26 protein-coding genes, 1 tRNA gene and 1 pseudogene are annotated in these 25,551 nt (G+C 70.1%); 16 read left to right on the top strand and 12 right to left on the bottom strand.

Going from position 1 to position 25,551, the window contains the following annotated elements; genetic code table 11:
- Nucleotides 1-17: 17 nt before the first annotated feature.
- Together EO776_RS08765 and EO776_RS08760 are read right to left on the bottom strand one after the other, a co-directional pair.
- Nucleotides 18-296, bottom strand: a complete 279-nt coding sequence (locus EO776_RS08765) for a UPF0058 family protein (RefSeq protein WP_008442749.1) — start codon at nucleotides 294-296, stop codon at nucleotides 18-20.
- Between the two features lie 94 nt (nucleotides 297-390).
- Nucleotides 391-606: a DUF7120 family protein gene (locus tag EO776_RS08760; RefSeq protein WP_049929331.1), complete on the bottom strand. Its 216-nt coding sequence runs from the start codon at nucleotides 604-606 to the stop codon at nucleotides 391-393.
- A 254-nt stretch (nucleotides 607-860) separates the two neighbouring features.
- On the opposite strand from EO776_RS08760, the gene EO776_RS08755 reads away from it, so the two are divergent.
- Nucleotides 861-1,475 (top strand): sulfite oxidase-like oxidoreductase, encoded by a 615-nt coding sequence (locus tag EO776_RS08755; protein ID WP_094521352.1) that lies wholly within the window; start codon nucleotides 861-863, stop codon nucleotides 1,473-1,475.
- Nucleotides 1,476-1,581: 106 nt separating this feature from the next.
- A complete protein-coding gene (locus tag EO776_RS08750) occupies nucleotides 1,582-2,952 on the top strand; it encodes an isochorismate synthase (protein ID WP_099288881.1) in 1,371 nt (456 codons plus the stop codon).
- Nucleotides 2,953-2,958: 6 nt separating this feature from the next.
- Here the strand turns inward: EO776_RS08750 and EO776_RS08745 are convergent, their stop codons facing one another.
- Nucleotides 2,959-3,699 (bottom strand): proteasome assembly chaperone family protein, encoded by a 741-nt coding sequence (locus tag EO776_RS08745; protein WP_094521350.1) that lies wholly within the window; start codon nucleotides 3,697-3,699, stop codon nucleotides 2,959-2,961.
- A gap of 97 nt (nucleotides 3,700-3,796) precedes the next feature.
- On the opposite strand from EO776_RS08745, the gene EO776_RS08740 reads away from it, so the two are divergent.
- Both EO776_RS08740 and EO776_RS08735 read left to right on the top strand, forming a co-directional pair.
- Nucleotides 3,797-4,759 (top strand): RsmB/NOP family class I SAM-dependent RNA methyltransferase, encoded by a 963-nt coding sequence (locus EO776_RS08740; protein ID WP_049929337.1) that lies wholly within the window; start codon nucleotides 3,797-3,799, stop codon nucleotides 4,757-4,759.
- Nucleotides 4,756-5,307 (top strand): DUF7122 family protein, encoded by a 552-nt coding sequence (locus EO776_RS08735; RefSeq protein ID WP_049929338.1) that lies wholly within the window; start codon nucleotides 4,756-4,758, stop codon nucleotides 5,305-5,307. Before EO776_RS08740 ends, EO776_RS08735 begins: the two co-directional genes overlap by 4 nt.
- Before the next feature lie 77 nt (nucleotides 5,308-5,384).
- Here the strand turns inward: EO776_RS08735 and EO776_RS08730 are convergent, their stop codons facing one another.
- From EO776_RS08730 to thiC, 4 genes are all read right to left on the bottom strand, one after another.
- Nucleotides 5,385-5,642 (bottom strand): hypothetical protein, encoded by a 258-nt coding sequence (locus EO776_RS08730; RefSeq protein WP_241897902.1) that lies wholly within the window; start codon nucleotides 5,640-5,642, stop codon nucleotides 5,385-5,387.
- A 14-nt stretch (nucleotides 5,643-5,656) separates the two neighbouring features.
- Entirely contained in the window at nucleotides 5,657-6,190 is a 534-nt protein-coding gene (locus tag EO776_RS08725; RefSeq protein ID WP_049929340.1) for a DoxX family protein, read from the bottom strand.
- A gap of 84 nt (nucleotides 6,191-6,274) precedes the next feature.
- Complete coding sequence (locus tag EO776_RS08720; protein WP_094521349.1) at nucleotides 6,275-7,789, bottom strand: DUF790 family protein; 1,515 nt, start codon at nucleotides 7,787-7,789, stop codon at nucleotides 6,275-6,277.
- 105 nt (nucleotides 7,790-7,894) lie between these two features.
- Nucleotides 7,895-9,331 (bottom strand): phosphomethylpyrimidine synthase ThiC, encoded by a 1,437-nt coding sequence (thiC, locus tag EO776_RS08715; RefSeq protein WP_094521348.1) that lies wholly within the window; start codon nucleotides 9,329-9,331, stop codon nucleotides 7,895-7,897.
- A gap of 126 nt (nucleotides 9,332-9,457) precedes the next feature.
- On the opposite strand from thiC, the gene EO776_RS08710 reads away from it, so the two are divergent.
- From EO776_RS08710 to EO776_RS08685, 6 genes and pseudogenes are all read left to right on the top strand, one after another.
- Nucleotides 9,458-11,188, top strand: coding sequence for a tRNA uridine(34) 5-carboxymethylaminomethyl modification radical SAM/GNAT enzyme Elp3 (locus EO776_RS08710; protein ID WP_089307548.1), 1,731 nt, complete (start codon nucleotides 9,458-9,460; stop codon nucleotides 11,186-11,188).
- Nucleotides 11,189-11,417: 229 nt separating this feature from the next.
- Nucleotides 11,418-11,609: pseudogene (locus tag EO776_RS08705) on the top strand (S8 family peptidase); the annotation flags it as partial.
- A 74-nt stretch (nucleotides 11,610-11,683) separates the two neighbouring features.
- A complete protein-coding gene (gene rqcH / locus EO776_RS08700) occupies nucleotides 11,684-13,870 on the top strand; it encodes a ribosome rescue protein RqcH (RefSeq protein WP_129452388.1) in 2,187 nt (728 codons plus the stop codon).
- Between the two features lie 75 nt (nucleotides 13,871-13,945).
- Nucleotides 13,946-14,338 carry a DUF5820 family protein gene (locus tag EO776_RS08695; RefSeq protein ID WP_086219139.1) on the top strand — a complete coding sequence of 131 codons (393 nt, stop codon included), beginning with the start codon at nucleotides 13,946-13,948 and terminating at the stop codon, nucleotides 14,336-14,338.
- A gap of 115 nt (nucleotides 14,339-14,453) precedes the next feature.
- Nucleotides 14,454-15,953, top strand: coding sequence for an amidophosphoribosyltransferase (purF, locus tag EO776_RS08690; protein WP_049929348.1), 1,500 nt, complete (start codon nucleotides 14,454-14,456; stop codon nucleotides 15,951-15,953).
- A 99-nt stretch (nucleotides 15,954-16,052) separates the two neighbouring features.
- On the top strand, nucleotides 16,053-16,748 hold the full coding sequence (locus EO776_RS08685) for a halocyanin domain-containing protein (protein WP_094521346.1): 696 nt from the start codon (nucleotides 16,053-16,055) through the stop codon (nucleotides 16,746-16,748).
- 20 nt (nucleotides 16,749-16,768) lie between these two features.
- Here EO776_RS08685 and EO776_RS08680 read toward each other — a convergent pair whose 3' ends face one another.
- A complete protein-coding gene (locus EO776_RS08680; RefSeq protein ID WP_086215564.1) occupies nucleotides 16,769-17,329 on the bottom strand; it encodes a DUF420 domain-containing protein in 561 nt (186 codons plus the stop codon).
- A 184-nt stretch (nucleotides 17,330-17,513) separates the two neighbouring features.
- Between EO776_RS08680 and EO776_RS08675 the strand changes: the two genes are divergently transcribed.
- The 3 genes from EO776_RS08675 (at nucleotide 17,514) to EO776_RS08665 (ending at nucleotide 20,645) form a co-directional block, all read left to right on the top strand.
- A tRNA-Leu gene (locus EO776_RS08675) sits at nucleotides 17,514-17,598 on the top strand.
- 560 nt (nucleotides 17,599-18,158) lie between these two features.
- On the top strand, nucleotides 18,159-20,042 hold the full coding sequence (gene gatE / locus EO776_RS08670) for a Glu-tRNA(Gln) amidotransferase subunit GatE (protein WP_094521345.1): 1,884 nt from the start codon (nucleotides 18,159-18,161) through the stop codon (nucleotides 20,040-20,042).
- Between the two features lie 78 nt (nucleotides 20,043-20,120).
- On the top strand, nucleotides 20,121-20,645 hold the full coding sequence (locus tag EO776_RS08665) for a phosphate-starvation-inducible PsiE family protein (RefSeq protein ID WP_049929353.1): 525 nt from the start codon (nucleotides 20,121-20,123) through the stop codon (nucleotides 20,643-20,645).
- Between the two features lie 7 nt (nucleotides 20,646-20,652).
- On the opposite strand, the gene EO776_RS08660 is transcribed toward EO776_RS08665, so the two are convergent.
- Nucleotides 20,653-21,135, bottom strand: a complete 483-nt coding sequence (locus tag EO776_RS08660; RefSeq protein WP_049929354.1) for an Lrp/AsnC family transcriptional regulator — start codon at nucleotides 21,133-21,135, stop codon at nucleotides 20,653-20,655.
- A gap of 183 nt (nucleotides 21,136-21,318) precedes the next feature.
- Here EO776_RS08660 and EO776_RS08655 point away from each other — a divergent pair, with 183 nt between their 5' ends.
- On the top strand, nucleotides 21,319-22,254 hold the full coding sequence (locus tag EO776_RS08655; protein WP_049929356.1) for a DMT family transporter: 936 nt from the start codon (nucleotides 21,319-21,321) through the stop codon (nucleotides 22,252-22,254).
- 60 nt (nucleotides 22,255-22,314) lie between these two features.
- Here EO776_RS08655 and EO776_RS08650 read toward each other — a convergent pair whose 3' ends face one another.
- Nucleotides 22,315-22,878, bottom strand: a complete 564-nt coding sequence (locus EO776_RS08650) for a hypothetical protein (RefSeq protein ID WP_086215568.1) — start codon at nucleotides 22,876-22,878, stop codon at nucleotides 22,315-22,317.
- 138 nt (nucleotides 22,879-23,016) lie between these two features.
- Nucleotides 23,017-23,400 (bottom strand): 2Fe-2S iron-sulfur cluster-binding protein, encoded by a 384-nt coding sequence (locus EO776_RS08645; RefSeq protein ID WP_094495295.1) that lies wholly within the window; start codon nucleotides 23,398-23,400, stop codon nucleotides 23,017-23,019.
- A 77-nt stretch (nucleotides 23,401-23,477) separates the two neighbouring features.
- Between EO776_RS08645 and EO776_RS08640 the strand changes: the two genes are divergently transcribed.
- Entirely contained in the window at nucleotides 23,478-24,467 is a 990-nt protein-coding gene (locus EO776_RS08640) for a biotin--[acetyl-CoA-carboxylase] ligase (RefSeq protein WP_086215570.1), read from the top strand.
- Nucleotides 24,468-24,587: 120 nt separating this feature from the next.
- Here EO776_RS08640 and EO776_RS08635 read toward each other — a convergent pair whose 3' ends face one another.
- The gene (locus EO776_RS08635; protein ID WP_049929361.1) at nucleotides 24,588-25,130 is read right to left on the bottom strand and encodes a universal stress protein; all 543 of its coding nucleotides are present in this window, start codon (nucleotides 25,128-25,130) and stop codon (nucleotides 24,588-24,590) included.
- Nucleotides 25,131-25,248: 118 nt separating this feature from the next.
- Here EO776_RS08635 and EO776_RS08630 point away from each other — a divergent pair, with 118 nt between their 5' ends.
- Entirely contained in the window at nucleotides 25,249-25,506 is a 258-nt protein-coding gene (locus tag EO776_RS08630) for a DUF5789 family protein (protein WP_086220050.1), read from the top strand.
- Nucleotides 25,507-25,551 lie beyond the last annotated feature (45 nt).

Below are 25,551 nucleotides of genomic sequence, written 5' to 3'. Positions count from 1 at the left end.
CGAAAGCGTCCGACGAGTCAGATCTTGTTCTCGGCGTCGTCGGCCAGCTCCTCCATCCGCTTGCCGACGCGGCCGGCGGGCGAGAACTCGTCTTCGCTCATCGCGTTCGCCAAGGCGTTACCGAGGACGAACACGGCGTGTTTGTGTTCGCTCTTCGATTTGTGGACGTGGGAGGGGTCGACTTCGAGCTCGTCGTAGGGGTCGAACAGCGACCCGTCGACCGTCTCCTGCGCGCGGAAGTGCTCCATGATCGTCACCATCTGTTCGTGAAGCTCAAGCAGCTCGTCCTTGTGCATACCCACGGATACGGGTCGTAGGCCCTTTAAGCGTTGTTGAGGGCGGTACGCACGGTTCTGCGCCGCGGAGACCTCGACCGAGGGAGCCGCGCGGTCAGAAGACGTACTCGTCTTCGTGGCCCATCATCCCCTCGTCCTCGAACCCGTTGGAGTCGTCGTCGTCTCGCGGGCCGCTCGTCTTGTACGCCTTGATGCCGGTCGACAACAGCTCCTCGACCGCCTCCTCGCGGTTGAGGAACTCTCCTTCCTCGACCATCTGGGCGATCTGCATCTCCAGATGCTCCGGCACGGTTATCTTCACTTGTGGCATTTGCTGTCCGGGTCTTGTGGCATGGCGTATATAAAATTGGCGTCGCAGATCCGGAGATATGAAAACTCAAAGCAGAGACTCGAAAGTTCATTTTTGTTCTTCTGAAGGTCGGTTAGGTTTGTACGAATCCCCCGCCGAGCGGTACCGGCGTCTCGCCGCCGGGCGTCCGTGCCGTTCGAGGGCGACACTCGCGGGTCCCCAGCGCGTCCTCTGAGAGCGACATTCATACGTCGGTCCGGGCCGAACGGCGGTTCATGACCGATTCCGGCGTCGACGCGGCCGAGGACCTCACCGACCTCTACCGCGAGTACGGCGACGACAGACTCCCTCCGGGCCAGCGCGAGACGGACGGCTTCCCGGTCCTCTCGAAGAGCGGGACGCCCTCGTGGGACCCGGTGACGTTCGAGTTCGAGGTGTGGGGCGCGGTCGAGGAGCCGCTCTCCCTCTCGCTCGACGAGTTCCGCGACCTCCCGTCGGTCACCCAGCGACAGGACTTCCACTGCGTGACCGGCTGGAGTAAGTTCGACTGCGAGTTCACGGGCGTCTCCTTCGCCGACCTCGCCGAGCGCGCCGGCGTCCGCGACGACGCCGAACACGTCATGTTCCACGCGCTCGACGGCTACACGACCGACCTCCCGCTCGACGAGTGTACGAAGCCGGGCGTCCAGCTCACCTACGGCTACGACGGCGACGACCTCCCGGCCGACCACGGCGGCCCCATCCGCGTCGTCACGCCGCACAAGTACGCGTACAAGGGCGCGAAGTGGGTCTCGGGCGTCGAGTTCCTCACCGAGCCCGAACTCGGCTACTGGGAGAAGCGGGGGTACAGCGACACGGCGAACCCTTGGAACGAGGAGCGCTACAGCTGAGCGCCCCCCGGGGTCGCGCTCGGCCCGTCCGCGTCGTCGCCCGAGTTCCCCCGGTCCTCCGCCCCGATAGTCAGGATAAAGGGTCCACGTCCCCGACTCGATACGCATGGAACAGGCGCGTTCGCGGTCGTCGTCGCCGCTGGTCAGCCGGACCACCGAGGTCGTCGAGCCGGCGTTCGCGGCGGCGTTCGAGGCGCTTCCCACCCCGCGCACGACGTGGAGCGCGCCGGACGACGCGCTGGTGATCGGCGGCGGCGAGGCCGCGACGCTGACCGCGTCCGGGGGCGACCGGTTCGCGGCGATCCGCGAGTCGGCGACGGAGCTGTTCGAGTCCGGCGACGTCCACGCCGGCACCGAGGCGGCCCGCCCCCGCGTGTTCGGCGGGTTCGCCTTCCACGAGGGCGCCTGCGACGGCGAGCCGTGGGCGCCGTTTCCGGAGGCCCGGTTCGTCCTGCCGCGGGTCCAGCTGACCTACGCCGACAACGGTGCGTGGCTCACGGTCAACGCGGTCGGGCCGGACGCCGGCGTCGACGGCGTCGAGGACCGGCTCGCCCGCGAGGTCGACCGGTTCGCCGCCCTCGACGCCGTCGACGCCGGGTCGCCGACCGCGGCCGCCGGCTCCCGGCCCCCTCGCCCGGGGATCCGCGAGAGCCGCCGGACGACGAGCCGCGACGCGTGGCGCGAGAGCGTCGGCGCCGCGGTCGACAGGATCGCCGACGGCGACCTTCAGAAGGTGGTGTTGGCGCAGGCGCTGGAGGCCGACCTCGCGGCCGACTTCCCGCGGGCGGCCACCCTCGAACGCCTCGCCGAGAAGTACCCCGACTGCCACCGCTACTGGTTCGAGCCCGCCGCGGGGGAGAGCGCCTTCTTCGGCGCCACGCCGGAGCGACTCGTCTCGCTGCGGGGGCGGACCGTCGAGACCGACGCGCTCGCCGGGACGACCGGCCGCGGCGAGACGCCGAGCGAAGACGAGTGGCTCGCGCGCGAGCTCCTTGACGACGAGAAGAACGTTCACGAGCACGAGCTGGTCGCGGAGACGGTCCGCGACCAGCTTGAGCCGTTCGCCGCGTCGGTCTCCGCGGGCGAGCGTCGGGTTCGACGACTCGCGACCGTCCAACACCTCCACACGCCGATCACCGCCGAGCTCGACGCGGACCGACACGTCCTCGAACTCGTTGAGGCGCTCCACCCCACCCCGGCGGTCGGCGGGCTCCCGCCGGACCGCGCGCTGACGACGATCCGCGAGACGGAGCCGTTCGACCGCGGCTGGTACGCCGCGCCGGTGGGCTGGATCGACGCCGCCGGCAACGGCGCGTTCGCGGTCGCGATCCGGTCCGCGGTCGGAACCCGCCGTCGAGCCACGCTGTTCGCCGGCGTCGGCGTCGTCTCCGACTCCGACCCCGACCGCGAGTGGGACGAGGTCCAGCTGAAGTACCGGCCGATCCTCGACGAGCTGGAGGGCGACGCAGCGGATTGACCCCGCCTACTGGAACATCTTCAGCGGCTCGGCCTGCGTGCTTTCCTCGGTCGCCTGTCGCATCTGCTCTGCGAGCTGGCGCTTCGCGTTCCGGATCTCCGTCGCCTGCTCCACGAGCCCGTCGGTCGGCGTCTCGATCCCCGCGATCGGGTCGATGCCGTCGACGATGAGCGCCCGCGCCGCCTCGGGGTCGGGGAACTGCGGGTCGGACTCGACGACGAGCCCGACCGCGTCGCGGTCGTCCTCCAGCGCGGCCGCCAGCATCGCGCCCGTTGGCCCGGAGACGAGCCCGGACTCCGACGGCTCCGACACCTCGGCGCGGTCCAGCGCCTCGGCGCCGTTCCCGGTCGCGATCCCGTACAGCTCCGGGGGCTCCTCGTCCTTCTCGCGGCCGAGGCCGGAGAGGAACTCCGGGAACAGGTCGATCTCGTCGAACCACGAGCCGAGGCAGGCCGCGACCTCCGTCGCCGCCCCCGGGTTCACGGGGACGTCGCTGCGCAGCGCGACGAGATCCAGCTCGGAGTCGGCGTACAGCCGGACCGGGGTCGTCGCGGCCGTCTCGGACTCGCGGTAGACGGTCACCGGCGGGAGCCCGTCGCAGTGGACGTTCGCGTAGTGGGTCATCCCGTGGGCGTCGATCAGGTGGTCCGTCGCGATTTTCCCGACGAGCCCGACGCCGGGGAACCCCTCTATCAGCGTCGGCTCGTCCAGCGAGACGCCGTCGTCGAGGACGGAGATGCGTGCCATGTGCGGCCGTACGCCCGGGGTCGACCTAAAGGTGCGGCGGCGGGAGGCACCTCGCGCGTCCCGAAACGGTCTAACGGCCCGACGCGAAAGGGGGGCCATGAATCCGCTCGACCGATACGAGTCGCTCGTCGACGACGTCGACGCGTTCCGGGCGGCGTGCGACCGGCCCCTCCCCTCGGTCGTGCGCACGAACGGGATCGCGGCGACGCCGGCCCGCGTCCGCGAGGCGTTCGACGAGTCGGGCGTCGCTTACGAGCCCGTCGACTGGCACGACGGCCTCTTCCGGCTCCCCGACGGCAACCCCGGCGGCAACTGGCCGTACGTCCACGGCTGGACTCACGGGCAGGAGGAGGTGTCCGTGCTGCCGACGCTCGCCCTCGACCCGCGACCCGGCGAGCGCGTCTGGGACGCCTGCGCGGCGCCCGGCAGCAAGACCACCCAGATCGCCGACGCGATGGACGACGAGGGGACCGTCGTCGCCAACGACAACAACCTCGGGCGCCTCTCCGCGCTCCGGCACAACGCCGAGCGCCTCGGGATCACGAACGCGATCGTCACGAACCAGGACGCCCGCAACTTCTCGACGAAGCCGCTGGCGTTCGACGAGTTCGACCGCGCGTTGGTCGACGCGCCCTGCTCCTGTGAGGGCACGTGCCGGAAGAACCCGGACGTCCTCGACCAGTGGACGCTCGACCACGTCCACGCGGTCGCCGGCATCCAGAAGGGCGTCCTGGCGAGGGCCGTCCAGGCGACCCGCCCCGGCGGCGTCGTCGTCTACTCCACGTGTACGTTCGCGCCCGAGGAGAACGAGGCCGTCCTCGACCACGTCCTCGCGAACGAGGACTGCGAACTGGTCGAGTTCGACCTGCCGCTCGACGCCGACCCCGGCGTGACCGAGTGGGAGGGGGAGACGTACGACGAGTCGGTGACGCGCGCGCAGCGGATCTACCCCCACCGCAACGACACGGGCGGCTTCTTCTGCGCGAAGCTTCGAGTCGGCGGCGCGGCGGGCGATGAGACCGATAGCGCGGCCGCCGCCGACGGGGTGGTGGACGCGTGAGCGACGAGACCGGCGGAGAGGCGGGCGACGCCCCCACCAACGACGGCCAGCGGTTCGACCGGCTCCCCGCGACCCCTGCGGACCGCGAGGTCGAGGGCCGTGCGAGCCGCGCGGAGGTCCTCGACTGGTGGGAGGAGCGGTTCGGGATCGACCCCGAGGTGTTCGCGGAGTACTCCTTCTGGGAGAAGGGCGCGGGGAAGATCTGGATCTTCAACGGCGAGGCGACCGACCCCAGCGAGGTCGAGGCGATCGGGATGACCTTCCTGCGCACGCGACAGGACCACTGGAAGCCGACCGGCCGGGCGGTCTCGCGGTTCGGTCGCCTCGCGACCAAGAACGCGATCGAACTGGACCCGGCGCAGGCGTCCCGGTTCGCGGCGGGTGACGACCAAGACCTCCCCGAGTGGGACGGCGACTGGGGCTACCTGATCGCGACCCACGAGGTCGCGGGCGAGTCGGTCCCGATCGGGGTTGGGCTGTACCTCTACGACGAGCTGCGCTCCGTGGTCCCGAAGGGGAGCCGGGCGGACCTGCCGGTCGTGGAGTGAGCGGTCCTCCCGGCGTTCGGTAAAAAGTCAGTCGTCGGAGCGCCGCGGTTCGACGGCGCTCCAGCGGGTCGTGCGGGTCAGATCGACGTGTCCTCCGGCGGTTTGGTGGCGAGGTTGGTGATTCCGTACGCCGCCAGTAGCAGCAGCCCCAGCAGGATGGTGTACGACCGGACGCTGAGGCTTATCAGCGTCTCGTGGACGACCTGTCCCTCTCCCGACACCGGGTGCGGCGCTCCCGCGACTATCTCGAGCAGCCCCATCCCGACCGTGCCGATCAGGATGAGCGCGCCGCCGCCGTACAGTCCGACTCGTTCCATGGTAGTGAGTTGGCTCATGCGTCGTCACCTCGTTAGCCGATTAAGTACCGCAGCCGCGGGTGGTCCCTGACGAACGACGTCTTCGCGAGGTAGGCGTCGACGCCGAGCACGCGCCCGGCCCCGAGCGTGGCGATCATCGCGAAGATCAGCAGCCCGAGCAGGTCGCCGGTGATCACGCCGTGAGCCCAGCCGCCGGTCTCGCCGTTGATGAAGTAGAAGAACGTCATCAGGAACGCGCCGAAGAACGCCGCCAGCCGCGTCAGCGCGCCGACGATCAGCCCCAACCCGATCAGCGTCTGTCCCAAGGGGACCATGATGTTCGTGAACGACAACAGGATCCCGTCGGAGAACAGCGTGACCACCGGGCCGAGGCTCGTCTGCGCCGCCGCGCCGCCAACGAACCAGCTCGCGTCGAACGGCCACGCGAGGAACTTGTCGAGTCCCGCGTGGAGGAACCACCACCCGACGATCAGACGCAAGACGACGAGCCAGTAGGCGAAGCGCGACTCCTCGACCGGGAACGATACGTCTCTGCCCAGCAGCTGCGTTTGGATGTTCGTGACCATGCGTAACCTCGGTTGCGAAAATGTTCGGTTAGGATATATAAACCTATCTCCAATGTCACCGACGAGTAATTCGCGAACCGCGGACTACTCCTTCCGTCTCACCGTTCCGCCGCCGAGCCCCTCCCACTCAACTCGGTAGCCGAGCGTCGAGAGGGTTGCGCTCGCGTCGTCGACGCCGTACTCGTCCAGCGTCGCCTCCACCGTGGACAGCGCCGCCCCGTCGTCGATATCGTCGTCGATTCGCTCCAACACCGCCGGTCTGACCAGCGTGCGGCCGACGAGCTCGTGGGCGGGGAACGGCCCGCCCTCCACCGCCGCCTCGCTCACGCCGTGTCGGTCGGCGAGGTCCCGCAGGGGGAGCACGTCGTCCGCCGGTTCGAAGGCGTCCGGGAGGGCGGCGGCGGCGTCCGCGACGAACTCGGCCTCGTACTCGCGGAGCACGTCGACCACGTCCTTCACGCGGACCGCGCCCGAGTAGGTGACGACGCGGTGGTCGCGTGCGGCTACCTCCTCGCCGACGCCAAGGCTCTCGTCGACCGCGACGAGCAGGTCCACGTCCTCCACGTCAGCGAGTTGGCCGAGCTTCTTCTCGACGTACTCGGGGGTCCAGAAGCCCATGACCTCGAAGAACAGCCGGAAGTCGGCGTGGTCGTAGTAGAACGCGAAGTCCGGGATCATGACGCTCGCGCCGGTTTCGAGGGGTTCCGGCTCGCGGACGAGGGTCCAGTCGAGGTCGAGCCCGCGGAACCGACCGGCGAAGTCCGCTTCGACCCCGCTGTCGAAGTCGGGCTCCGCCACCGGCTCCACGTCGGGCACGGTCACGTCGCCGTCCGAGAGCCGCATCGTTCGCTCGCGGCCGCGGTCGTCGATCGTCGCCTCCAGCGACCACTCGGCGGACTCCGCGGCGGTCCGGAGCAGTCTCGCGAAGGCGGTCCCGTACCGTCGGGTGCGCGAGAACAGCGCGTCAGGCCCGGTGACGACGAGCTCCCGGCCCTCGGGAGTCTGCTCCAGTTCGTACATCAGCCGCAGGCGCTTCACCGCCGAGACGAGCCGCTTCGGGTCGTTCGACCGCACTCTGACCTCGGTGGCGTCGAACAGCGTAGTCTGGGCCAGAGAGAGGTTGTACTGCTCCAGCAGCGTGTCGGGGTCCCAGCGCACGTCGGCGTCGACGAGTACCCGATTCACGTCGCGGTCGGCATACAGCGACGCCGACACGTCCCTCGAGTCGATCCCAAGCGCGTCGGCCGCGCGGTCGACCGCGGTCTCTCGCTCCGCCTCGCTCGCGACGCCGACCGCCTCCGCGGCCTCGAACGCGGCCCGCCGGACGCGACGCGGCGGGACGGCCGCGCGCGTCTCGAACTCGCACTCGCGCTCGACGAGCGCCGCCAGCCCGCGGACGAGCTTGAAGTCGCCGTTCCGCGCGGCCGCGTCGGCCTCCAAGTCCGCCAGCGCGTCGTCGAGGTCGCCGCGGCGCTCGCCGACGTGCGACTCGAACGCCCCGAGCACGCGCGCCGCGAGCGGCCGATGTTCCCGCCCGGTGAACTGCGGGCGGTAGCCGCCGCCCGCCCGGGAGACGCGCAGGAGGTCCTTCCGTAGCACGGCGGCGGCTACGGGCGTGGCGGCCTAAAACCGGCCGGGTTCGACGCTCCCGCGCCGACGCGCGCTTGTGGCCGCGGCTCGCCCGCATCGGCCCCTCCGCCCGCATCAGTCGTCGTCCGTGGTCTCCGGGGTGAACGTCACTCCCTCGACCTCGATCCGCTCCGGCACGCGGCTCGTGTCGTGGGTCCCGACCGGCGGGAGGTTCACGCTCGCGGCCGGCGACGCGTCGAGGTCCGTCCCCTCTGATCCCGCTATCGACGCCATCTCGCCGTCCGCGTCTCGGGCGTCCTGATCGATCCGCATCGAGCAGAACTCCGCGCCGCACATCGAGCAGAAGCGGGCCTCCTTGTAGTTGTCTCCCGGAAGCGTCTGGTCGTGGTACGACCGCGCGCGCTCGGGGTCGAGCGCGAGGTCGAACTGGCGCCGCCAGTCGAACTCGTACCGCGCCTCAGAGAGCGCGTCGTCCCAGTCGCGCGCGCCGGGGAGGTCGTTCGCCACGTCGGCCGCGTGCGCCGCGATACGATACGCGGCGAGACCGTCCCGCACGTCCTCGGGCTCCGGCAGTCCGAGGTGCTCCTTCGGCGTCACATAGCACAGCATGGCCGCGCCGGCCCGCGCGGCCTCGGTCGCGCCGATCGCGCTCGTGATGTGGTCGTACCCCGGCGCCACGTCCGTCACCAGCGGGCCGAGGACGTAGAACGGCGCTCCGTCGCACACCGCCTGCTGCCGCTCGACGTTCTCCGCGATATCGTCCAGCGGGACGTGGCCGGGGCCCTCCACCATTACCTGGACGCCGTGGTCCCACGCGGTCCGCGTGAGGTCTCCGAGGGTGTCGAGCTCGGCGAACTGCGCCTCGTCGCTCGCGTCGGCCACACAGCCCGGCCGGAGGCCGTCCCCGAGCGAGACCGTCACGTCGTGTTCGGCGAATATCTCACATATTGCCTCGAAATTCGCGTACAGCGGGTTCTGCGACCCGTTCTCCTCCATCCACTGCGCGAGGATCGACCCCCCTCGCGAGACGATCCCCGTCTTCCGGCCGTCGGTCAGCGGGAGGTGTTCCATCAGTATCCCCGCGTGGACCGTCATGTAGTCGACGCCCTGCCGCGCCTGTTTCTCGATGACGTCGAGCAGGAGCTCGCGGGTGATCGCCTCGGCGGACTCGGCCCGCTTGACCGCCTCGTAGATCGGGACCGTCCCGACCGGCACCGGCGAGTGCGCGACGTTGGCCTCGCGGGTCGCGTCCAGCTCGTCGCCCGTCGAGAGGTCCATCACCGTGTCGGCGCCGTAGTGGACCGCCGCGTGGAGCTTTTCGAGCTCCTCCTCCCGGCCGCTCGTCGTCTCGCTGTTTCCGATGTTCGCGTTGACCTTCGTGGCGAACGCCCGGCCGATGACCATCGGGTCGAGCGCGTCGTGCGCGTGGTTGTTCGGAATCACCGCGCGCCCCTCGGCGACCGCCTCGCGGACGAACTCCGGGTCGCGGTTCTCGCGTGCCGCCGCGCGTTCGATCGCGGAGGTGACCTCGCCGCGTCGCGCCCGCTCCATCTGTGTCGCTGGCATAATCACTCGGTAATACCACTAACTAATATATTCTGTGGTAAACGGCTCGGCGCACCGAGTCGGCGCCCGGGTGCGACACGCTTAACCCCGAAACTCGCGGATCGGAGAGTAATGAGTACCGACGCGGCGGGCGACGCCGAGTCCGACGACGCCGCTTCCGGGGACCCCACCGACTCCGAGGCGTTCGTCCGCACCTGCGAACACCTCGTCGACAGGATCCTCGACGGCGAGATCGAGCGCGACGACCTCGAACGCGCCAAGCTCGACGCCTGCTCGGAGTTCGGCTCCCCCAAGGTGCCGAAGAACACCGAGATCCTCGACCACGCACCGACGGAGCACCGCGACGACGTGATCGAGGTGGTCCAGCGCAAGCCCGTCCGGACCGCGTCCGGGGTCTCCCCCGTGGCGATCATGACTTCCCCCGAACTGTGCCCGCACGGGAAGTGCCTCTACTGCCCGGGCGGCCCGGCCTCAGAGTTCTCCTCCGCGCAGTCGTACACGGGCCACGAGCCCGCGGCGGCCCGCGGCGAGCAGAACGACTACGACCCGTACGGGCAGGTCACGCTCCGGCTCGAACAGCTCCGCAAGATCGGCCACCCCGTCGACAAGGTGGAGCTCATCCTCATGGGCGGGACGATGACCGCGCGCTCGCACGACTACCAGGAGTGGTTCGTCAAGCGCGCGCTCCAGGCGATGAACGACTACGACCTCGACAAGGAGCCGGAGCCCGCGGAGGGCGAGTCGTTCGCGCCCGCGCCCGAGGAGACCGAGTTCGAGTACCTCGAAGACGTGATCGCCGAGAACGAGACGAATCCGATCCGCAACATCGGCACCACCTTCGAGACGAAGCCCGACTGGTGCGACCCGGAGCAGATCGACCGGATGCTCGACCTCGGCGGCACGAAGGTCGAGGTCGGCGTCCAGACCACCTACGAGCGGATCAACCGCGAGATGCACCGCGGCCACGGCAACGAGGCGAGCCGGAACGCCAACCGCCGCCTGCGCGACGCCGCGTTCAAAGTCGGCTTCCACATGATGCCGGGCCAGCCCGGGATGACCCGCGAGATGTGTCTGGAGGACTTCCGGCAGCTGTTCGAGAACCCCGACTGGCGCCCCGACTACCTGAAGATCTACCCCACGCTCGTCGTCGAGGGGACGCGGGTGTACGACCGGTGGCGGCGCGACGACTTCGACCCGCTCACGAGCGAGGAGGCGGCCGACCTCGTCGCCGACGTGATGGACCTGATCCCGAAGTACACGCGGCTCCAGCGCGTCCAGCGCGACATCCCGGCCGACTTCATCGACGCGGGCGTCCAGAAGTCGAACCTCCGACAGCTCGCCGCCCAGCGCGCCGAGGAGAAGGGGATCGTCCAGCGCGACATCCGCGCCCGCGAAGTCGGCCACAACGACGCCGACCCGGACCCGGACGACGTGGAACTCTCGGTCACCACCTACGAGGCCGGCGGCGGCACGGAACACTTCATCGCCTTCGAGGACCCCGTCCGCGATCTCCTGGTCGGCTTCTGTCGACTACGGTTCCCCTCGTTCGCCCCCGACCAGCCGGGCGCGCCGGGAACCGAGAGCGACCCGATCCGGCCGGAGCTCGAAGACGCCGCGCTGATCCGCGAGCTCCACGTGTACGGCACCGAGGTCGGCATCGGCGGCGACGGCGACTGGCAGCATAAGGGGTACGGGACGAAGCTGCTCGAACGCGCCGAGGAGCTCTCTCGCGACGCGGGCTACGACAAGGTCGCGGTCATCTCCGGCATCGGCGCCCGCGAGTACTACCGCAACAAGCTCGGTTACCGGCAGGACGGGCCGTACGTGTCGAAGCGGCTGTAGGCCCTCGGCCGACCGAACCCACGCCCGCTTCCGTCGGGAGTCGCTCCCCCGTCGCGTACCGTCGTCGACTGACGTTTCTGGCGACCACCGCCTTTCTGTTTACTTGGATTTAGATTAGTACAGAGTCATTCATTGATGAAAATTTATACTCTATCAGGATACAATATCGGTACCTCGTCACACGAGGACTACTCACATGAACTTCGAACGACGAACTTTCGTGAAGGGGGTCGCCGGCCTCGCTGCACTCGTCCGCGAACTCGAACCGAACGCGAATGCGAGCCGGATCGAGCAGGCGATCCAGAAGGGCGCCGAGGGGGCGAACGGCAAGAGCGACTCGGAGTTCGGTGCCGGGATCATCAACGCGCTCAACACCGTCGAGCGCCTCGGCAGCGGCAAGGGGAAAGGCAACGGTAACTGACGCGCGGGGAGCCGACCGTCGCGCTGAATCCCACAACGACACGCCTTTTTCCGCCCCGGCGGTCTCTATCACGTATGGACCAGAAGCGGGAGCTGTCGAGCATCGACCTCGCGGCCCTCGTCACCGAGCTGAACCGGTACGAGGGCGCGAAGGTCGACAAGGCGTACCTCTACGACGACGACCTGCTCCGGCTGAAGCTGCGCGACTTCGACCGCGGTCGCGTCGAGCTCATGATCGAGGTCGGAGAGATCAAACGCGCGCACGCCGCCGACCCAGACCACGTCGCGGACGCGCCGGGCCGCCCGCCGAACTTCGCGAAGATGCTCCGGAACCGGCTGTCCGGCGCGGACTTCGCGGGCGTCGAGCAGTACGAGTTCGACCGCATCCTCACCTTCGAGTTTGAGCGCGAGGACCAGAACACGACGCTCGTCGCCGAGCTGTTCGGGCAGGGCAACGTCGCCGCGCTCGACGAGACGGGCGAGGTGATCGGGGCGCTGTCGACGGTCCGGCTGAAGTCCCGGACGGTGGCGCCCGGCTCGCAGTACGAGTACCCTGCCTCGCGGCTCAACCCCCTTGACGTGAGCCGCGGCGGGTTCGACCGGCACATGCGCGAGTCGGACAGCGACGTGGTGCGCACCCTCGCCACCCAGTTGAACCTCGGCGGCCTCTACGCCGAGGAGGTGTGTACCCGCGCCGGCGTGCCGAAGGAGACGCCCATCGAGGAGGCGACGGACGACCAACTCGGGGCGCTCCACGACGCCCTCTCCCGGATCGACGAACGGCTTCGCTCGGGCGACATCGACCCCCGAGTGTACGAGGAATCGATCGACGGCGACGGGAGCGACGGCGGCGCCGATGACGCCGACCCCCGCGTGGTCGACGTGACCCCCTTCCCGCTCGCGGAGCACGAGGACCTGCCGAGCGTGGGGTTCGACTCCTTCAACGCCGCCGTCGACGAGTACTTCCACCGGCTGGGGAGCGAGGAGACCGGCGACGGCGAAGCCCCCGCCGACGCGAGCGCCTCCCGCCCGGACTTCGAGGAGGAGATCGCCAAACAGGAGCGGATCATCGAACAGCAGCGCGGCGCGATCGAGGGGTTCGAGGAACAGGCGCAGGCGGAGCGCGAGCGCGCGGAGCTGCTGTACGCGAACTACGACCTCGTCGACGAGGTGATCTCGACGGTGCGGGAGGCCCGCGAGAACGAGGTGCCGTGGGACGAGATCGCGGAGACGCTCGACGCCGGCGCGGAGCGGGGAATTCCGGCCGCGGAGGCCGTCGTCGACGTCGACGGCGGCGAGGGGACGGTAACGGTGGAACTCGAGGACGATGACGGCGACCCCGTCCGCGTCGAGGTCGACGCGAGCGAGGGCGTCGAGGTCAACGCCGACCGCCTCTACCGGGAGGCGAAACGCGTCGAGGAGAAGAAGGAGGGGGCGATGGCGGCGATCGAGTCCACCCGCGAGGAGCTGGAGGCGGTCAAGGAACGGAAGGCGGAGTGGGAGGAACAGCAGGCGGCCGACGACGGCGGCGAGGAAGAGGGCGACGACGAGGACGACGACGAGGCGTACGAGACCGACTGGCTCTCCCGCTCTTCGATCCCGATCCGCAGCCCGGACGACTGGTTCGAGCGGTTCCGCTGGTTCCGCACCTCGACCGGCTACCTCGTCATCGGCGGGCGCAACGCCGACCAGAACGAGGAGTTGGTGAAGAAGTACATGGGTAAACACGATCGGTTCTTCCACACGCAGGCGCACGGGGGGCCGGTGACGATCCTCAAGGCCTCGGGCCCGTCGGAGTCGGCCGATCCGGTCGACTTCTCGGAGGAGACCCTGCGGGAGGCCGCGCAGTTCGCCGTCTCCTACTCGTCTGACTGGAAGGACGGCCGCGGCGCGGGCGAAGCGTACATGGTCGACCCCGACCAGGTGTCGAAGACCCCCGAGAGCGGCGAGTACATCGAGAAGGGGAGCTTCGTGATCCGCGGCGACCGGACGTACTTCGAGGACGTCCCCTGCCGGATCGCCGTCGGCGTCCAGTGCGAGCCGGTCACCCGCGCCATCGGCGGCCCGCCGTCGGCCGTCGTCGACCGCGCGGCCGCGCACCTCACCTTCGAACCGGGGATGTACGCGCAGAACGACGCCGCGATGATGGCGTACCGGAATCTGAAAGAGCGGTTCGCGGACCAGTCGTTCGTGCGGAAGGTCGCGAGCGCGGACCAGCTACAGGAGTTCCTCCCGCCGGGCGGATCGGACATCGTCGACTGAGGCCCCCCGTCGACCGCGGAACGATTCTTCTCCCCGAGCGCGACGTTTTCAAGCCTCCGCGACCGAGGCGAGGCTATGACCTTCGAATCGCTGCCGGAGGGGTGGCGGGTGTGGAACGAGGAGCCCAGCGGCCGGGCGATCCTCGTCTACCGCCCCGACGTCTTCGGGAGCGGCGACCTCCCGGACGAGTGTCTCCCGACGATCTACCTGACGAACGGCTCCCGCAACGCGCGGCCCGGCTCGGGCCAGTACGCGACTGACGAGTGGCACGTCGTCCTCTTCTTGGAGCCCGAAATCGAGGCGGTCGCGGAGACGCACGAGAGCCGCGAGGCGGGCGCGGCCGGCGCGGTCGATGTCGCGGAACGGTTCGTCGGGGGCGAGATCGATTACCGGGACGCGTATCAGGTGCCCCGCGAGGCGTACTTCGCGCGCCTCGACGAGTTCGTCGGTGCTGAAGAGGGGGCGTAACGACGCGCCGGCGAGCCGAGCTTTATCCACGATCGCGTATATCATCGCACGATTAGCGGAGCGATACGCCACGAACACGAGGATTTTTATCGCCGCCCGCCTCACCCTCGCGTACATGAACGCCGGTGGGGACTACGGCGGCGACGAACCGCGAGAGAAGTGCGGCGTCGTCGGCGTCTCGCTCGAGGACCGGGAGGCCGCGCGACCGCTGTACTACGCGCTGTACGCGCTCCAACACCGCGGCCAGGAGTCGGCCGGCATCGTCACGCACGACGGGTTCCAGCAGCACAGCCACGTCGAGCGCGGCCTCGTCGGCGACGCCTTCGAGGAGGGGGACCTCGCGTCGCTGTCGGGCGGCACGGGCATCGGCCACGTCCGCTACCCGACCGCCGGGAGCCTTGACAAGAGCTGCGCGCAGCCCTTCTCGGTGTCGTTCAAGTCCGGCTCGCTCGGGCTCTCCCACAACGGGAACCTCGTCAACGCCGACGAAGTGCGCGAGGAGCTCGCGGCCGCGGGCCACGCGTTCACCTCCGACGGCGACACCGAGGTGATCGCCCACGACCTCGCGCGGAACCTCCTCGAAGAGGACCTCGTGCGGGCGGTCAAACACACGATGAACCGCATCCACGGCTCCTACTCGCTGGCGATCACCCACGACGACACCGTGCTGGGCGTCCGCGACCCGCTTGGCAACCGCCCGCTGTGTCTCGGGAAGATCGACGGCGGCTACGTCCTCGCCAGCGAGTCGGCCGCCATCGACACGCTCGACGGGGAGCTGATCCGCGACGTCCGACCCGGCGAGCTCGTCGTCCTCGACCCCGACGGCACCGGCTACGACACGTATCAGTTGGTCGAGCGCGACGCGACCGCCCACTGTTTCTTCGAACACGTCTACTTCGCGCGCCCCGACTCCGTCATCGACGAGAGCCTCGTGTACGAGGTGCGCCGGAAGCTCGGCCGGAAGCTCTGGGAGGAGTCCGGTGTCGAGTCCGACGTGGTGATGCCCGTCCCCGACTCCGGGCGCGCCTTCGCCTCCGGCTACGCGGACGCGGCGGGCGAGACCACGGCCGCCGGCGAACCGCGGCCGGCGGACGACGGCGGCGTGGAGTTCGCCGAAGGGCTGATGAAGAACCGGTACGTGGGCCGGACGTTCATCATGCCGACGCAGGACGAGCGCGAGCGCGCCGTCCGGCTGAAGCTGAACCCGATTCGGTCGACCGTGGAGGGGAAGTCGGTCACCATCATCGACGACTCCATCGTCCGCGGGACGACATCGACGCAGCTCGTCGAGCTGGTCCGCGAGGCCGGCGCCGAGGAGGTCCACCTCCGGATCGGCGCGCCGCCGATCCTCGCCCCCTGCTACTTCGGCATCGACATGGCCACGCGCGACGAACTCATCGCCGCCGACGCCTCGACCGAGGAGATCCGCGAGGAGGTGGGCGCCGACTCGCTCTCGTACCTCTCCATCGACGCGGTCGCGGAGGCGCTCGGCGAGAGCCGCGCGGACCTCTGTCTCGGCTGTGTCACCGGCGAGTACCCCTTCGATGTCGAGGGCGAGGCGACCGACCGTGATGTCGACGCGCCGGTATCGGACCCGACGCCGGCGGACGACTGACCCTTCCGACTCGGCGCCGGCCCCGCACACGTTCGCCGCCGGGCCGCCCGCTCGGAACGTATCGGGGGCTTAAATACGATCACGGTCAGAGGTGCGAGCATGACAGGGAACACCGACGCCGCCGAGGGCGACGCCGCGTCGATGAGCCGCCGCGGATTCTTCCGCGCCGGGGCCGCCGGAGCGGCGGTCGCGGCGGGGGTCGCGGCCGGAAGCGGGACCGCCGCCGCCCAGTACGACGGGTGGCTCGAGGGCGTCAGCAACTACGACGGTACTCACGACTACCGCGGGCAGGACGAGGTCACCGTCTCGGTCGGCGCGGGCGAGAACGGGCTCCGCTTCGGCCCCGCCGCCATCCTCATCGACCCGGGCGCGACCGTCGTCTGGGAGTGGACCGGACAGGGCGGCGGTCACAACGTCGTCGCGGACGATGGCACGTTCGACAGCGGCTCGCCCGTCTCGGAGGAGGGCACGACCTTCGAGTACACCTTCGAGGACGCGAGCGACGGTGACACGTTCAATTACCTCTGTGAACCCCACCGGGCGGTCGGAATGAAGGGCGTCGTGGCTGTCGGGTCCGTCGACGACGACCTCGTCGACCCGCAGGCCGAGGGCGGCTCCGGCAGCGGCGGTGGCTCTGGCGGCGACGGTGGCTCCGGGAGCGGCGACTCGGGCGGGTCCGACGGCGGTCTCTCCGCGAGCGACATCGGAACGCTGGCGCTCGGGTTCGGCTTCGCCGGCGCGCTGCTCGTCCCGCTGTTCTACGCGGCACACAAGAAGGCAGAGCGGAACGCGTAGTCCTCTTCTCGCGTCTTTCCTCAGTAGATGTGGTACAGCAGCAGATACACGCCGATCCCCATCGTGAAGGAGATCAGCCAGAGGACGGCGCCGACGAACCCGACCTGCGAGTGCCGCGTCTGATAGAGGTCCGCGTACGGGCGCGTCGCCGCGAGGAATAGCGCGTGGAAGACGAAGGGGACGCAGACGATCGCGAGCAGGATGTGGATCGCGAGGAAGGGGAGGTACACGTACGAGTAGACGAGTTCCGGCCCGGGGAACTCGGTGGTGCCGACGTGGATCAGTCGGTAGAGGTACGCCCCGAGGAACGCGGCGAACAGCGCGAACGAGGTCACCATGAAGTTCCGATGACGCGTCACGTTCCCGCGGGAGATCGCCCGCCAGCCGAGCAGGATCGTTGCGATCGCCGTCGCGGAGACGGCGGCGTTGAAGTGCGGGATCGCGGCGAGGACGGCGTCGCTCGCGCGCGGGAGCAGCGAACTCGGGATCACGCCGCCCACCGCGCCGAAGACGAGCGCGAGCGCGACGCCGGAGGCGACGGCGGTCAACACGGAGACGTTCTCGCGGGCCCAGTCGGACATGCCAGGACGGAGGGACGCGACCCCCAAACGCGTGCCGGTTGCGGTCGACGCGTTCCGGTCGCGGTCGCCGGATCGGGACGGCGGCGCGCCGCCCGCCGGTCTGCGAAACCCCGGCACGGCTCCCTCGAATGGAAGGGCTTTTAATTGGGGACAGGGTACGTGGAGACGCGACAGAACACCGCGAGCGTGGGTAGCCAAGCCAGGCCAACGGCGCAGCGTTGAGGGCGCTGTCCTGTAGAGGTCCGCCGGTTCAAATCCGGTCCCACGCATCGCTCGGGGCACACCCCCACCGATGCCGGTGTTGTCTCTACGACAGCACCCACGCATAATTCCTTTCGATGCTACGTAAGAAGTGACGACTACGATCGGAATGCTACGGTGGTGAACTGCCCCACAGCCCCGGCCGCTCGGTTATAAATCGTTACTCGTGGACCGGCGGCGACCACCTCCAAAGCCCCAGTCGCGAGGGCGGCGCACGCTCGCTGCGCTCCTCGTTCGCTCGCTTTGCTCACTCACTACGGTGTTTACGTCGCCTGCGCCGCCCTCGCGACTGCCCCTTTGAGTCCCGCCCAGCACAGCACCGCGCCTCACGCCCCCCCAGCCTCGTCACCGGACGACGTCCGGTTGTAAGCGAGAGCGGGGCTCTCGCCCTGTCGGTGGTCCGGAGCGAAGCGGAGGACCACCGACTCCCTCGCGCGTGCTGGCTTCGCGGCCGCCGGGGGCGGTCGATCGCAGGCACGCGCCACCGCATCGGCTGTTTGTTGCTGATTGTCGCCTCGCCCGCGCGAACTGCCACCCTTTTAGTCGCGCGCCGTCGGAGTGTGGCGTAATGAGTACGGACGCGACCCCCGAGTACGACTACGAGGAACTGGGGCTCGTCGCCGGGCTGGAGATCCACCAGCAGCTCGACACCGAGACCAAGCTGTTCTGCGACTCCCCGACCGTCGAGCGCGACCCCGACGAGTCCGACCGGTCGATCACCCGACAGCTCCACCCGACGAAGAGCGAACTGGGCGAGCTGGACGACGCCGCGATGGAAGAGAGCCGCGTCGACCGCGAGTTCACCTATCTCGCGTACGACACGACCTGCCTCGTCGAGGAGGACGACGAACCGCCCCGCCGCGTCGACGGCGAGGCGCTCTCCGTGGCGCTCCAGATCGCCGACCTACTCGACCTCTCGGTCGTCGACCAGGCGCACGTCATGCGGAAGCTCGTCATCGACGGCTCGAACACCTCCGGCTTCCAGCGCTCGATCCTCCTCGGGCAGGACGGCGAGATCGAGACGGAGTCCGGGTCGGTGTCGGTCGTCGACCTCATGCTCGAAGAGGAGTCCGCGAAGCGCGTCGAAGAGACGGACGACGGCGTCGTCTACTCGCTCGACCGGCTCGGCGTCCCCCTCGTCGAGATCGGGACGGGCCCGGACATCCGCAGCCCGGAGGGCGCGCGGCAGGCCGCCGAGCGCATCGGGATGCTGCTTCGCTCGACGGGTGCGGTCAAGCGCGGGCTCGGCACCATCCGGCAGGACGTGAACGTCTCCATCGCCGACGGCGCGCGCGTCGAGGTGAAGGGCGTTCAGGACCTCCAAGGGATCGAGGACATCGTCCGCGGCGAGGTGAGCCGACAGGCGGAGCTGCTCGAAATCCGCGACGAACTCCGCGAACGCGACGCGAGCGTCGGCGACGTGACGGACGCGACCGATGTCTTCGCCGACACCGAGTCGGGCGTCATCCGCGGCGCGCTCGACTCTGGCGGGAAGGTCACCGCGGTCCCGCTGTTCGGGTTCGACGGCCTCGTTGGCCGCGAACTCCAGCCCGACCGCCGGCTCGGCACGGAGCTGTCGGACCACGCGAAGCGCCACGGCGCGGGCGGCATCTTCCACACCGACGAACTGCCGGCGTACGGCGTCACCGAGGCGGAGGTCGACGCGCTACGCGATGCGGTCGGCGCGGGCGAGGCGGACGCGGTCGCCATCGTCGCGGCCGACCCGGAGACCGCCGACCTCGCGATCGAGGCGGCCGCGGAGCGCGCCGAGGCCGCGATGGAGGGCGTCCCCGAGGAGACCCGCGGCGCGAACGACGACGGCACGACCCGCTACCTCCGCCCGCTCCCGGGCGCCGCGCGGATGTACCCCGAGACGGACGTGCCGCCGGTGGAACCGGACCCCTCGGACGTGGAGGCGCCGGAACTCCTCGACGAGAAGGCCGAACGGTACGCCGACGAGTTCGGCCTCGACGCCGGGCTCGCCGAGCAGGTCGCGTTCGGCCAGCGGTTCCCGCTGTTCGAGGCGGCGGTCGACCGCGGCGTCGACCCCACCTTCGCTGCGACGACGCTGGAGTCGACGACGACGGAGATCCGGCGCGACGGCGCGCCCGTCGAGCACCTCACCGACGACCACTTCCTCGCGCTGTTCGACCTCGTCGAGTCGGGCGACCTCGCGAAGGAGGGCGTCCCCGAGGTGCTGACGACGCTCGCCGAGGACCCCGATCTGACGGCGAGCGAGGCCGTCGAGGCGGCGGGCCTCTCGGGCGTGAGCGAGGCGGAGGTCCGCGAGGCGGTCGTCGAGGTCGTCGAGCGCAATACGGACCAGATCGAGGCCGAGGGGATGGGGGCGTTCTCCGGGCTGATGGGCGAGGCGATGGGCGCGCTCCGCGGGAAGGCCGACGGGGAGGTCGTCTCCGACGTGCTTCGCGAGGAGATCGGCAAGCGCTCGTAACGCGTTCCGCGCGTCCCACACCGGTTAGGCCCCCTCTTTACGTGGCGCGAGTCCGTTATCGGAATTGAGGGTCATCTGATGGCAGACTCGCCTGTGGTCGACCAGTCGGACGATTCGTCCGCGTCGGACCGCGCGCCCGACCCGGCCGAGACGCAGACGGTCAGCGGCCGCGTCTCGGAGGTGACGAACCGCTTCGTTCACGCCGTCGAACTCGCCGCCGCGGCGCTGTTCGCGCTCCTGTTCGGTATCGGCGTCGTCGACCTCGCGATCCAGATCGTTGAGTCCGTCCCGACGGGAGAGATCACGAACCCGGAAGTGGTCATCGGCTTCATCGAGACGGGCCTCCTGCTGCTCATCATCGTCGAGGTGTACCAGACGGTCGTCGCGTACATCGAACAGAGCGACACCAGGCGGATCGTCAGGCTGGTGATCTACACCGGCGTCATCGCGATGGTCCGGAAGGTGATCATCTTCCGCACCACCGAGTACCCCTCGACGCAGGACGCGCTGTTCGCCGCCGTCTCCTACGGGACCGTAATGCTCGGGCTCGTGCTGCTGTTGTACGTCGAGCGCTCTGTCGGCGCCTCGCTGACGCCCGAGTGAGCCGCCGTCACTCGGTCAGCTCCTCGATCAACGTGTCGAGGTCGTACGTCGCCGGCGCGCGCGGCTCGTCGCGCAGCGCCGCGATGGTGAACGTCGAGTTCGTGCGCTCGACCTCGGGGATCGCCTCGAAGTCGCTGATGAGCCGCTCGACGGTGTCCGACGAGGAGAGTCGCGCGAGGACGACGAAGTCCGTCTCGCCCATCGTGAAGAACGCCTCCGTGACGCCCTCCACCGCCAGCAGCTCGTCCGCGAACTCCTCGTACGGACCCTCGTAGCTCGCGAGCACCTCGACGATGACGGTGACGCCGAGCCCGAGCGCCTCGTGGTCGAGGTCGTACAGGTCGTTCTCGATGACGCCGTCCTCCCGGAGGTTGTTCAGTCGGTAGTGGATCGTCGACACCGGAATCCCGGTCTCCTCGTGGAGCCGCTCCGGGCTCCCGGTACCGAGATCGGATATCGCCTTCAACAGCCGCACGTCGCGCTCGTCCATACCCCCGGATCGACCCCCGACCGGTTGTATATGTCGACCGACAGGGTTGGAGGATACTCCAAGATGTCGGCGCCGTTCGGGGCTCGAATCGGATCTAATTCGTATGTCTGATTCTTCGTTTCGAATAACGCACTATCCGAGAGAATAGTTTAACTACGTCTACGTCTTTCGAATTCATAACCAGTGAATCTCAGAAACCTCCTCTCTACTCCGGAAGCGGTCGTCGCCGCGTTCCTGCTGCTCGCAACGCTCTGGGGCACGTCCTTCGTCGCGATCGAGGCCGGCCTCCACTACTTCCCGCCGCTGTTGTTCGCCGGCGTCAGGTACGTCGTCGCCGGCGCGGTCGTGCTGGGCTACGCCGCGGTCGCCGCGGACCGGTGGATCCCGCGGGGCCGCGACGAGTGGCTCGGCGTCGCCGTCGCGGGCACGTTCGTGATCGCGGCGTATCACGGGTTCCTCTACCTCGGCGAGATCCGGATCTCCGGCGCGGTCGCCGCGGTCGTCGTGAGCCTCTCGCCGGTGTTGACTGCCGTCTTCGCGGCCGCGCTCCTCCCGAACGAACGCCTCGGCCCCGTCGAAATCGGCGGGTTCGCGCTCGGCGTCATCGGCGTGGCCGTGATCGCCGACCCGGCCGCGGCCGGGCTGGGCAGCGCGGCGGTCGTCGGCGTCGCGCTCGCGTTCGCCGGCGCGGCCGCCTTCTCTCTGGGCGCCGTCCTGCTGCGCCCGCTCCGCACCGACCTCCCGATCGCCGCGCTTCAGGGCTGGGCGATGGTGATCGGAGCCGGGCAGCTGCTCGTCGCGGCCGCCGCGATCGGCGAGTCGCCCGCCGCGATCGCCTGGAACCAGACGGCGATCGCCTCGCTCGCGTATCTGACGCTGCTCTCCGGCGTGGTCGCGTTCCTCCTGTACTTCGCGCTGCTCGACGCGGTCGGCCCGTCGCAGCTCCACCTCGTCGGCTACGCCGAGCCCGTCGTCGCCGCGGTCGGTAGCTGGGCCCTGCTCGGTCACCTCGTCGACGCCGAGGCGCTGATCGGGTTCGTCGCGATCCTCGCCGGCTTCCTCGTCTTAGAGCGCCGCGAGATCGCCGACTACGTCGGCGTCGACCGGTTGCGAGAGTAGCGGCTCACGGAGACGCCTCTCGCGGGTTCCGGTCGTTCACCCCTCGCGGATTTCGGCGGCTCACCCCTCCACGTCTCGGCTCAGTCCCGCGCGGAGGTCGCGGCCGAAGTAGTGGCCGAGCAGCGCGAGCACCAGCCCGACGCCCCCGCCGACCGCGACGAGCGGGAGCCCCCACTGCGAGAGGTAGTCGATCCCGATCGGGAGGAAGCCGACGCCGAGGACGCTCGTCACCGCGCTCGCCGCGCCCGCGGCGGCGCCGGCGGTCCCGGTCTCGACGTAGCGGCGCGCCGACAGCACAAGGCCGAGCAGGAACGCGGCGACGAACACGCCGCCCGCGGTCCCGATCGTCCCGCCGATGAGCGGGATCAGGCCGCCGACGAACACGCCGACCGCGACCGCGACGAGCGCGAGACCGAACGCCTTCGCCGAGAACCACCGCCCCGAGACGCCGACCCGGCCGGCGTCCCCGGAGCCGGCCTCGCTCCCCGCCGTCGGCTCGGCGCTCGCGGCCCCGCCGGCGTCGGCCTCTGACTCTCCCTCGCCGCCCGCGAGGTCGTCGTCGAGGAGGTCGTCGAGGTCGTCCATCGGGTCGTCGGACGACTCGCGCTCCTTGGAGGGTTGCATACCGGACCGTTCGGGCCCGCGGACTTGGCTTTTGTGCCGCGAGCGGTGTCGTCACGCTTTCCCCGCGCGGTCGCGTGCCACGCGCTACCGTTCGCCGTTTCACCGGAAACGCGGTGTGGCCCGGCGCGGTCGCGGCCGCTACCCGTCGCCGCTCGACCGCCGCCCGCCCCACACGCGCTTGTCGACGAGCGCGACCGTCATCGGGCGGTCGACCGCGATCTGACAGGAGAGCCGCGGGTAGCCGAACCGGTCGGCGAGGCGGTCGTGCCACTGGTCGGCCGGCGGCCCCTCTCGGACGCGGACGCCGCAGGTGGCGCAGATCCCCCGCCCCCCGCAGTTGAGCCGGCGCATCGCGGACGCGTACGGCGACAGGCCGGCGTCGAGCATGACCCGCCGGAGGTTGCGACCGCGCTCCACGGCGAGTTCGACGCGGTCGTCGCCGTCGACGACGACGAGCGGGACCGTCTCGGACCCGCCCCCTGACCGTCCGCCGGCGTCCTCGTCGGGTTCGTCCTCGGTCATCGGCGTTCCTTCGCGCGCCGCACACAAAGCGTCCCGGACCCGGAACGGCTTTCGGCCCGGGCGTCGGAACGGGCGACATGGACACGCGGCGCGCGCTGCTCGACGCCCTCGCTGCCGACGACGGCCCCGTCTCCGGGCCCGCCCTCGCCGAGTCGCTCGGCGTCTCTCGGGCGGCCGTCTGGAAGGCGGTCGAGGGGCTCCGCGAGGACGGGTTCGCGGTCAAGTCGACCGCGGCGGGGTACGTCGCCCCCGACGAGCCGGGGTACTCCGGACCAGGGATCGCGTTCGGCCTCGACGCACCCTACTCCGTGGAGTATCACGACCGGATCGCGTCGACGAACGAGCGGGCCCGGGAGCTCGCGGCGGAAGGGGAGACCGACGTCGCCGTAGTCGCCGACGAACAGACCGGGAGCCGCGGCCGACTCGACCGCGAGTGGGTCGCGCCGAGCGGCGGGGTCTGGCTGTCGGTCCTCACCCGGCCGGACGTGCCGACCGCGCGGGCGCCGCTCTTCACCCTCGCGGCCGCGGTGGCGACGACCGACGCCGCCCGCGAGGCCGGCGTGGACGCGCGGATCAAGTGGCCGAACGACGTGCTCGTCGGGGGCGACGGAAGCGGCTCCGAAGTGCCAGATCCCGCCGCCCCCGGCCGCGGCGGCCCGAAGCTGGCGGGGATCTTGACGGAGATGGAGGGGGAGGCCGACCGGGTCGGCTGGCTCGTCGTCGGCGTCGGCGTCAACGCCAACCTCGACCCCGAGACGCTGCCCGCGGGCGCGACGTCGCTTTCGGCGGAGCGCGGCGGCCCGATCGACCGGCGGCGGTTCGCCGCGACGTTGCTCGAACGTTACGCGGAACTGACCGCCTCGCCCGGCGCGCTCGACGAGGTCCTCCCCGCGTGGCGCGAGCGGGCGAGCACGCTCGGGCGGCGCGTCCGGGTCGACACCGCCGAGGGGGTCGTGGAGGGCACCGCGGTCGACGTGACGGAGCCGGGTGCGCTCGTGGTCGACACCGACGAGGGCCGGCGGCGCGTCCACGCGGGCGACTGTGAACACCTCCGCGACGCGGCCTGACCTCCGCGACGCGGCCTGACCTCCGCGACGCGGCCTGACCTCCGCGACGCGGCCTGACCTCCGCGACGCGGCCTGACCTCCGCGACGCGGCCTGACTCCCAGCCGACGCGCCGCGGCTCGCTACCCCGTCTCCGTCGCGTCGGAGACGGACCCGTCCGCGTCGGCCCCGGCGGCGCCCGTCTCGCCCGCGGTCGCGGTCTCGCCCGCGGTCGCCGCGTCCTCGTCGTCGCCGATCCGGACGGTCAACACCGGCACCGACGACCCCCGGACCACCTTCTCGGCGACGCTACCGAGGAGGAGGCGGTCGATCCCGCCGCGCCCGTGGGTCCCCATCACGACGAGGTCGCAGCCCGTCCGTTCGGCGTGGGTGATGATCTCGCGGCTCGGCGAGCCGTCGACGACGGACGTCTCGACGTCGACGCCGCGGTCGGCGGCGAGTTCGCACACCGTCTCGAGCGCCGCCTCGCCGTCGTCGTACAGCAGGTCGCCCACCCCCTCCCACGTCGTCTCCATCGGCATCCCGGCGTACCGCGCGGTGTCGACCACGTATATCGCGCGCACCGACGCCCCGTGGACCGCGGCGAGGTCGAGCGCGTGACACACCGCTAACTCCCCCTCCGAGGAGCCGTCGGTCGGGACCAGAATCCGGTCGTATAGGGGCATGTTCACGTGTAGCATGACGACCGGGACGGATAACCCTTTGTTCTTGCCGGTTTCTCGCCGCCGTCCGGTGGCGTCCGGGCCGAGCGCGCGCTTATGCTCTCTCGCACGACGGGTCGGTATGTCCGACGAGATCAACCGCTCCCGCCTCGAATCGACGCTCGCCGACCGCGCGTACCCCGCCGACCGCGGAGCGCTCGCCGACTCGTTCGCAGGCACGACGGTGTTGTTCGCCGACGGCGACGCCGACCTTGGCGACCTCCTGGCCGAGGTCGACCAGGCGAGGTTCGAGGGCGCCGCCGACGCGCACGCCGCGCTCCAGAACGTCCTCCCGATCGAGGCGCTCGGGGAGCCCGGGCAGTCCGACGGCGACGCGTAGATCGGGCCTCCCGCGACGGCTCGCGGCCGGGCCCCTCCCTCGTCA

Source organism: Halorubrum ezzemoulense (genome assembly GCF_004126515.1).
Classification (GTDB): Archaea; Halobacteriota; Halobacteria; order Halobacteriales; family Haloferacaceae; genus Halorubrum; species Halorubrum ezzemoulense.
Note: the sequence above shows the minus strand (reverse complement) of the source record. Positions and strands in the feature narration are given on the sequence as shown.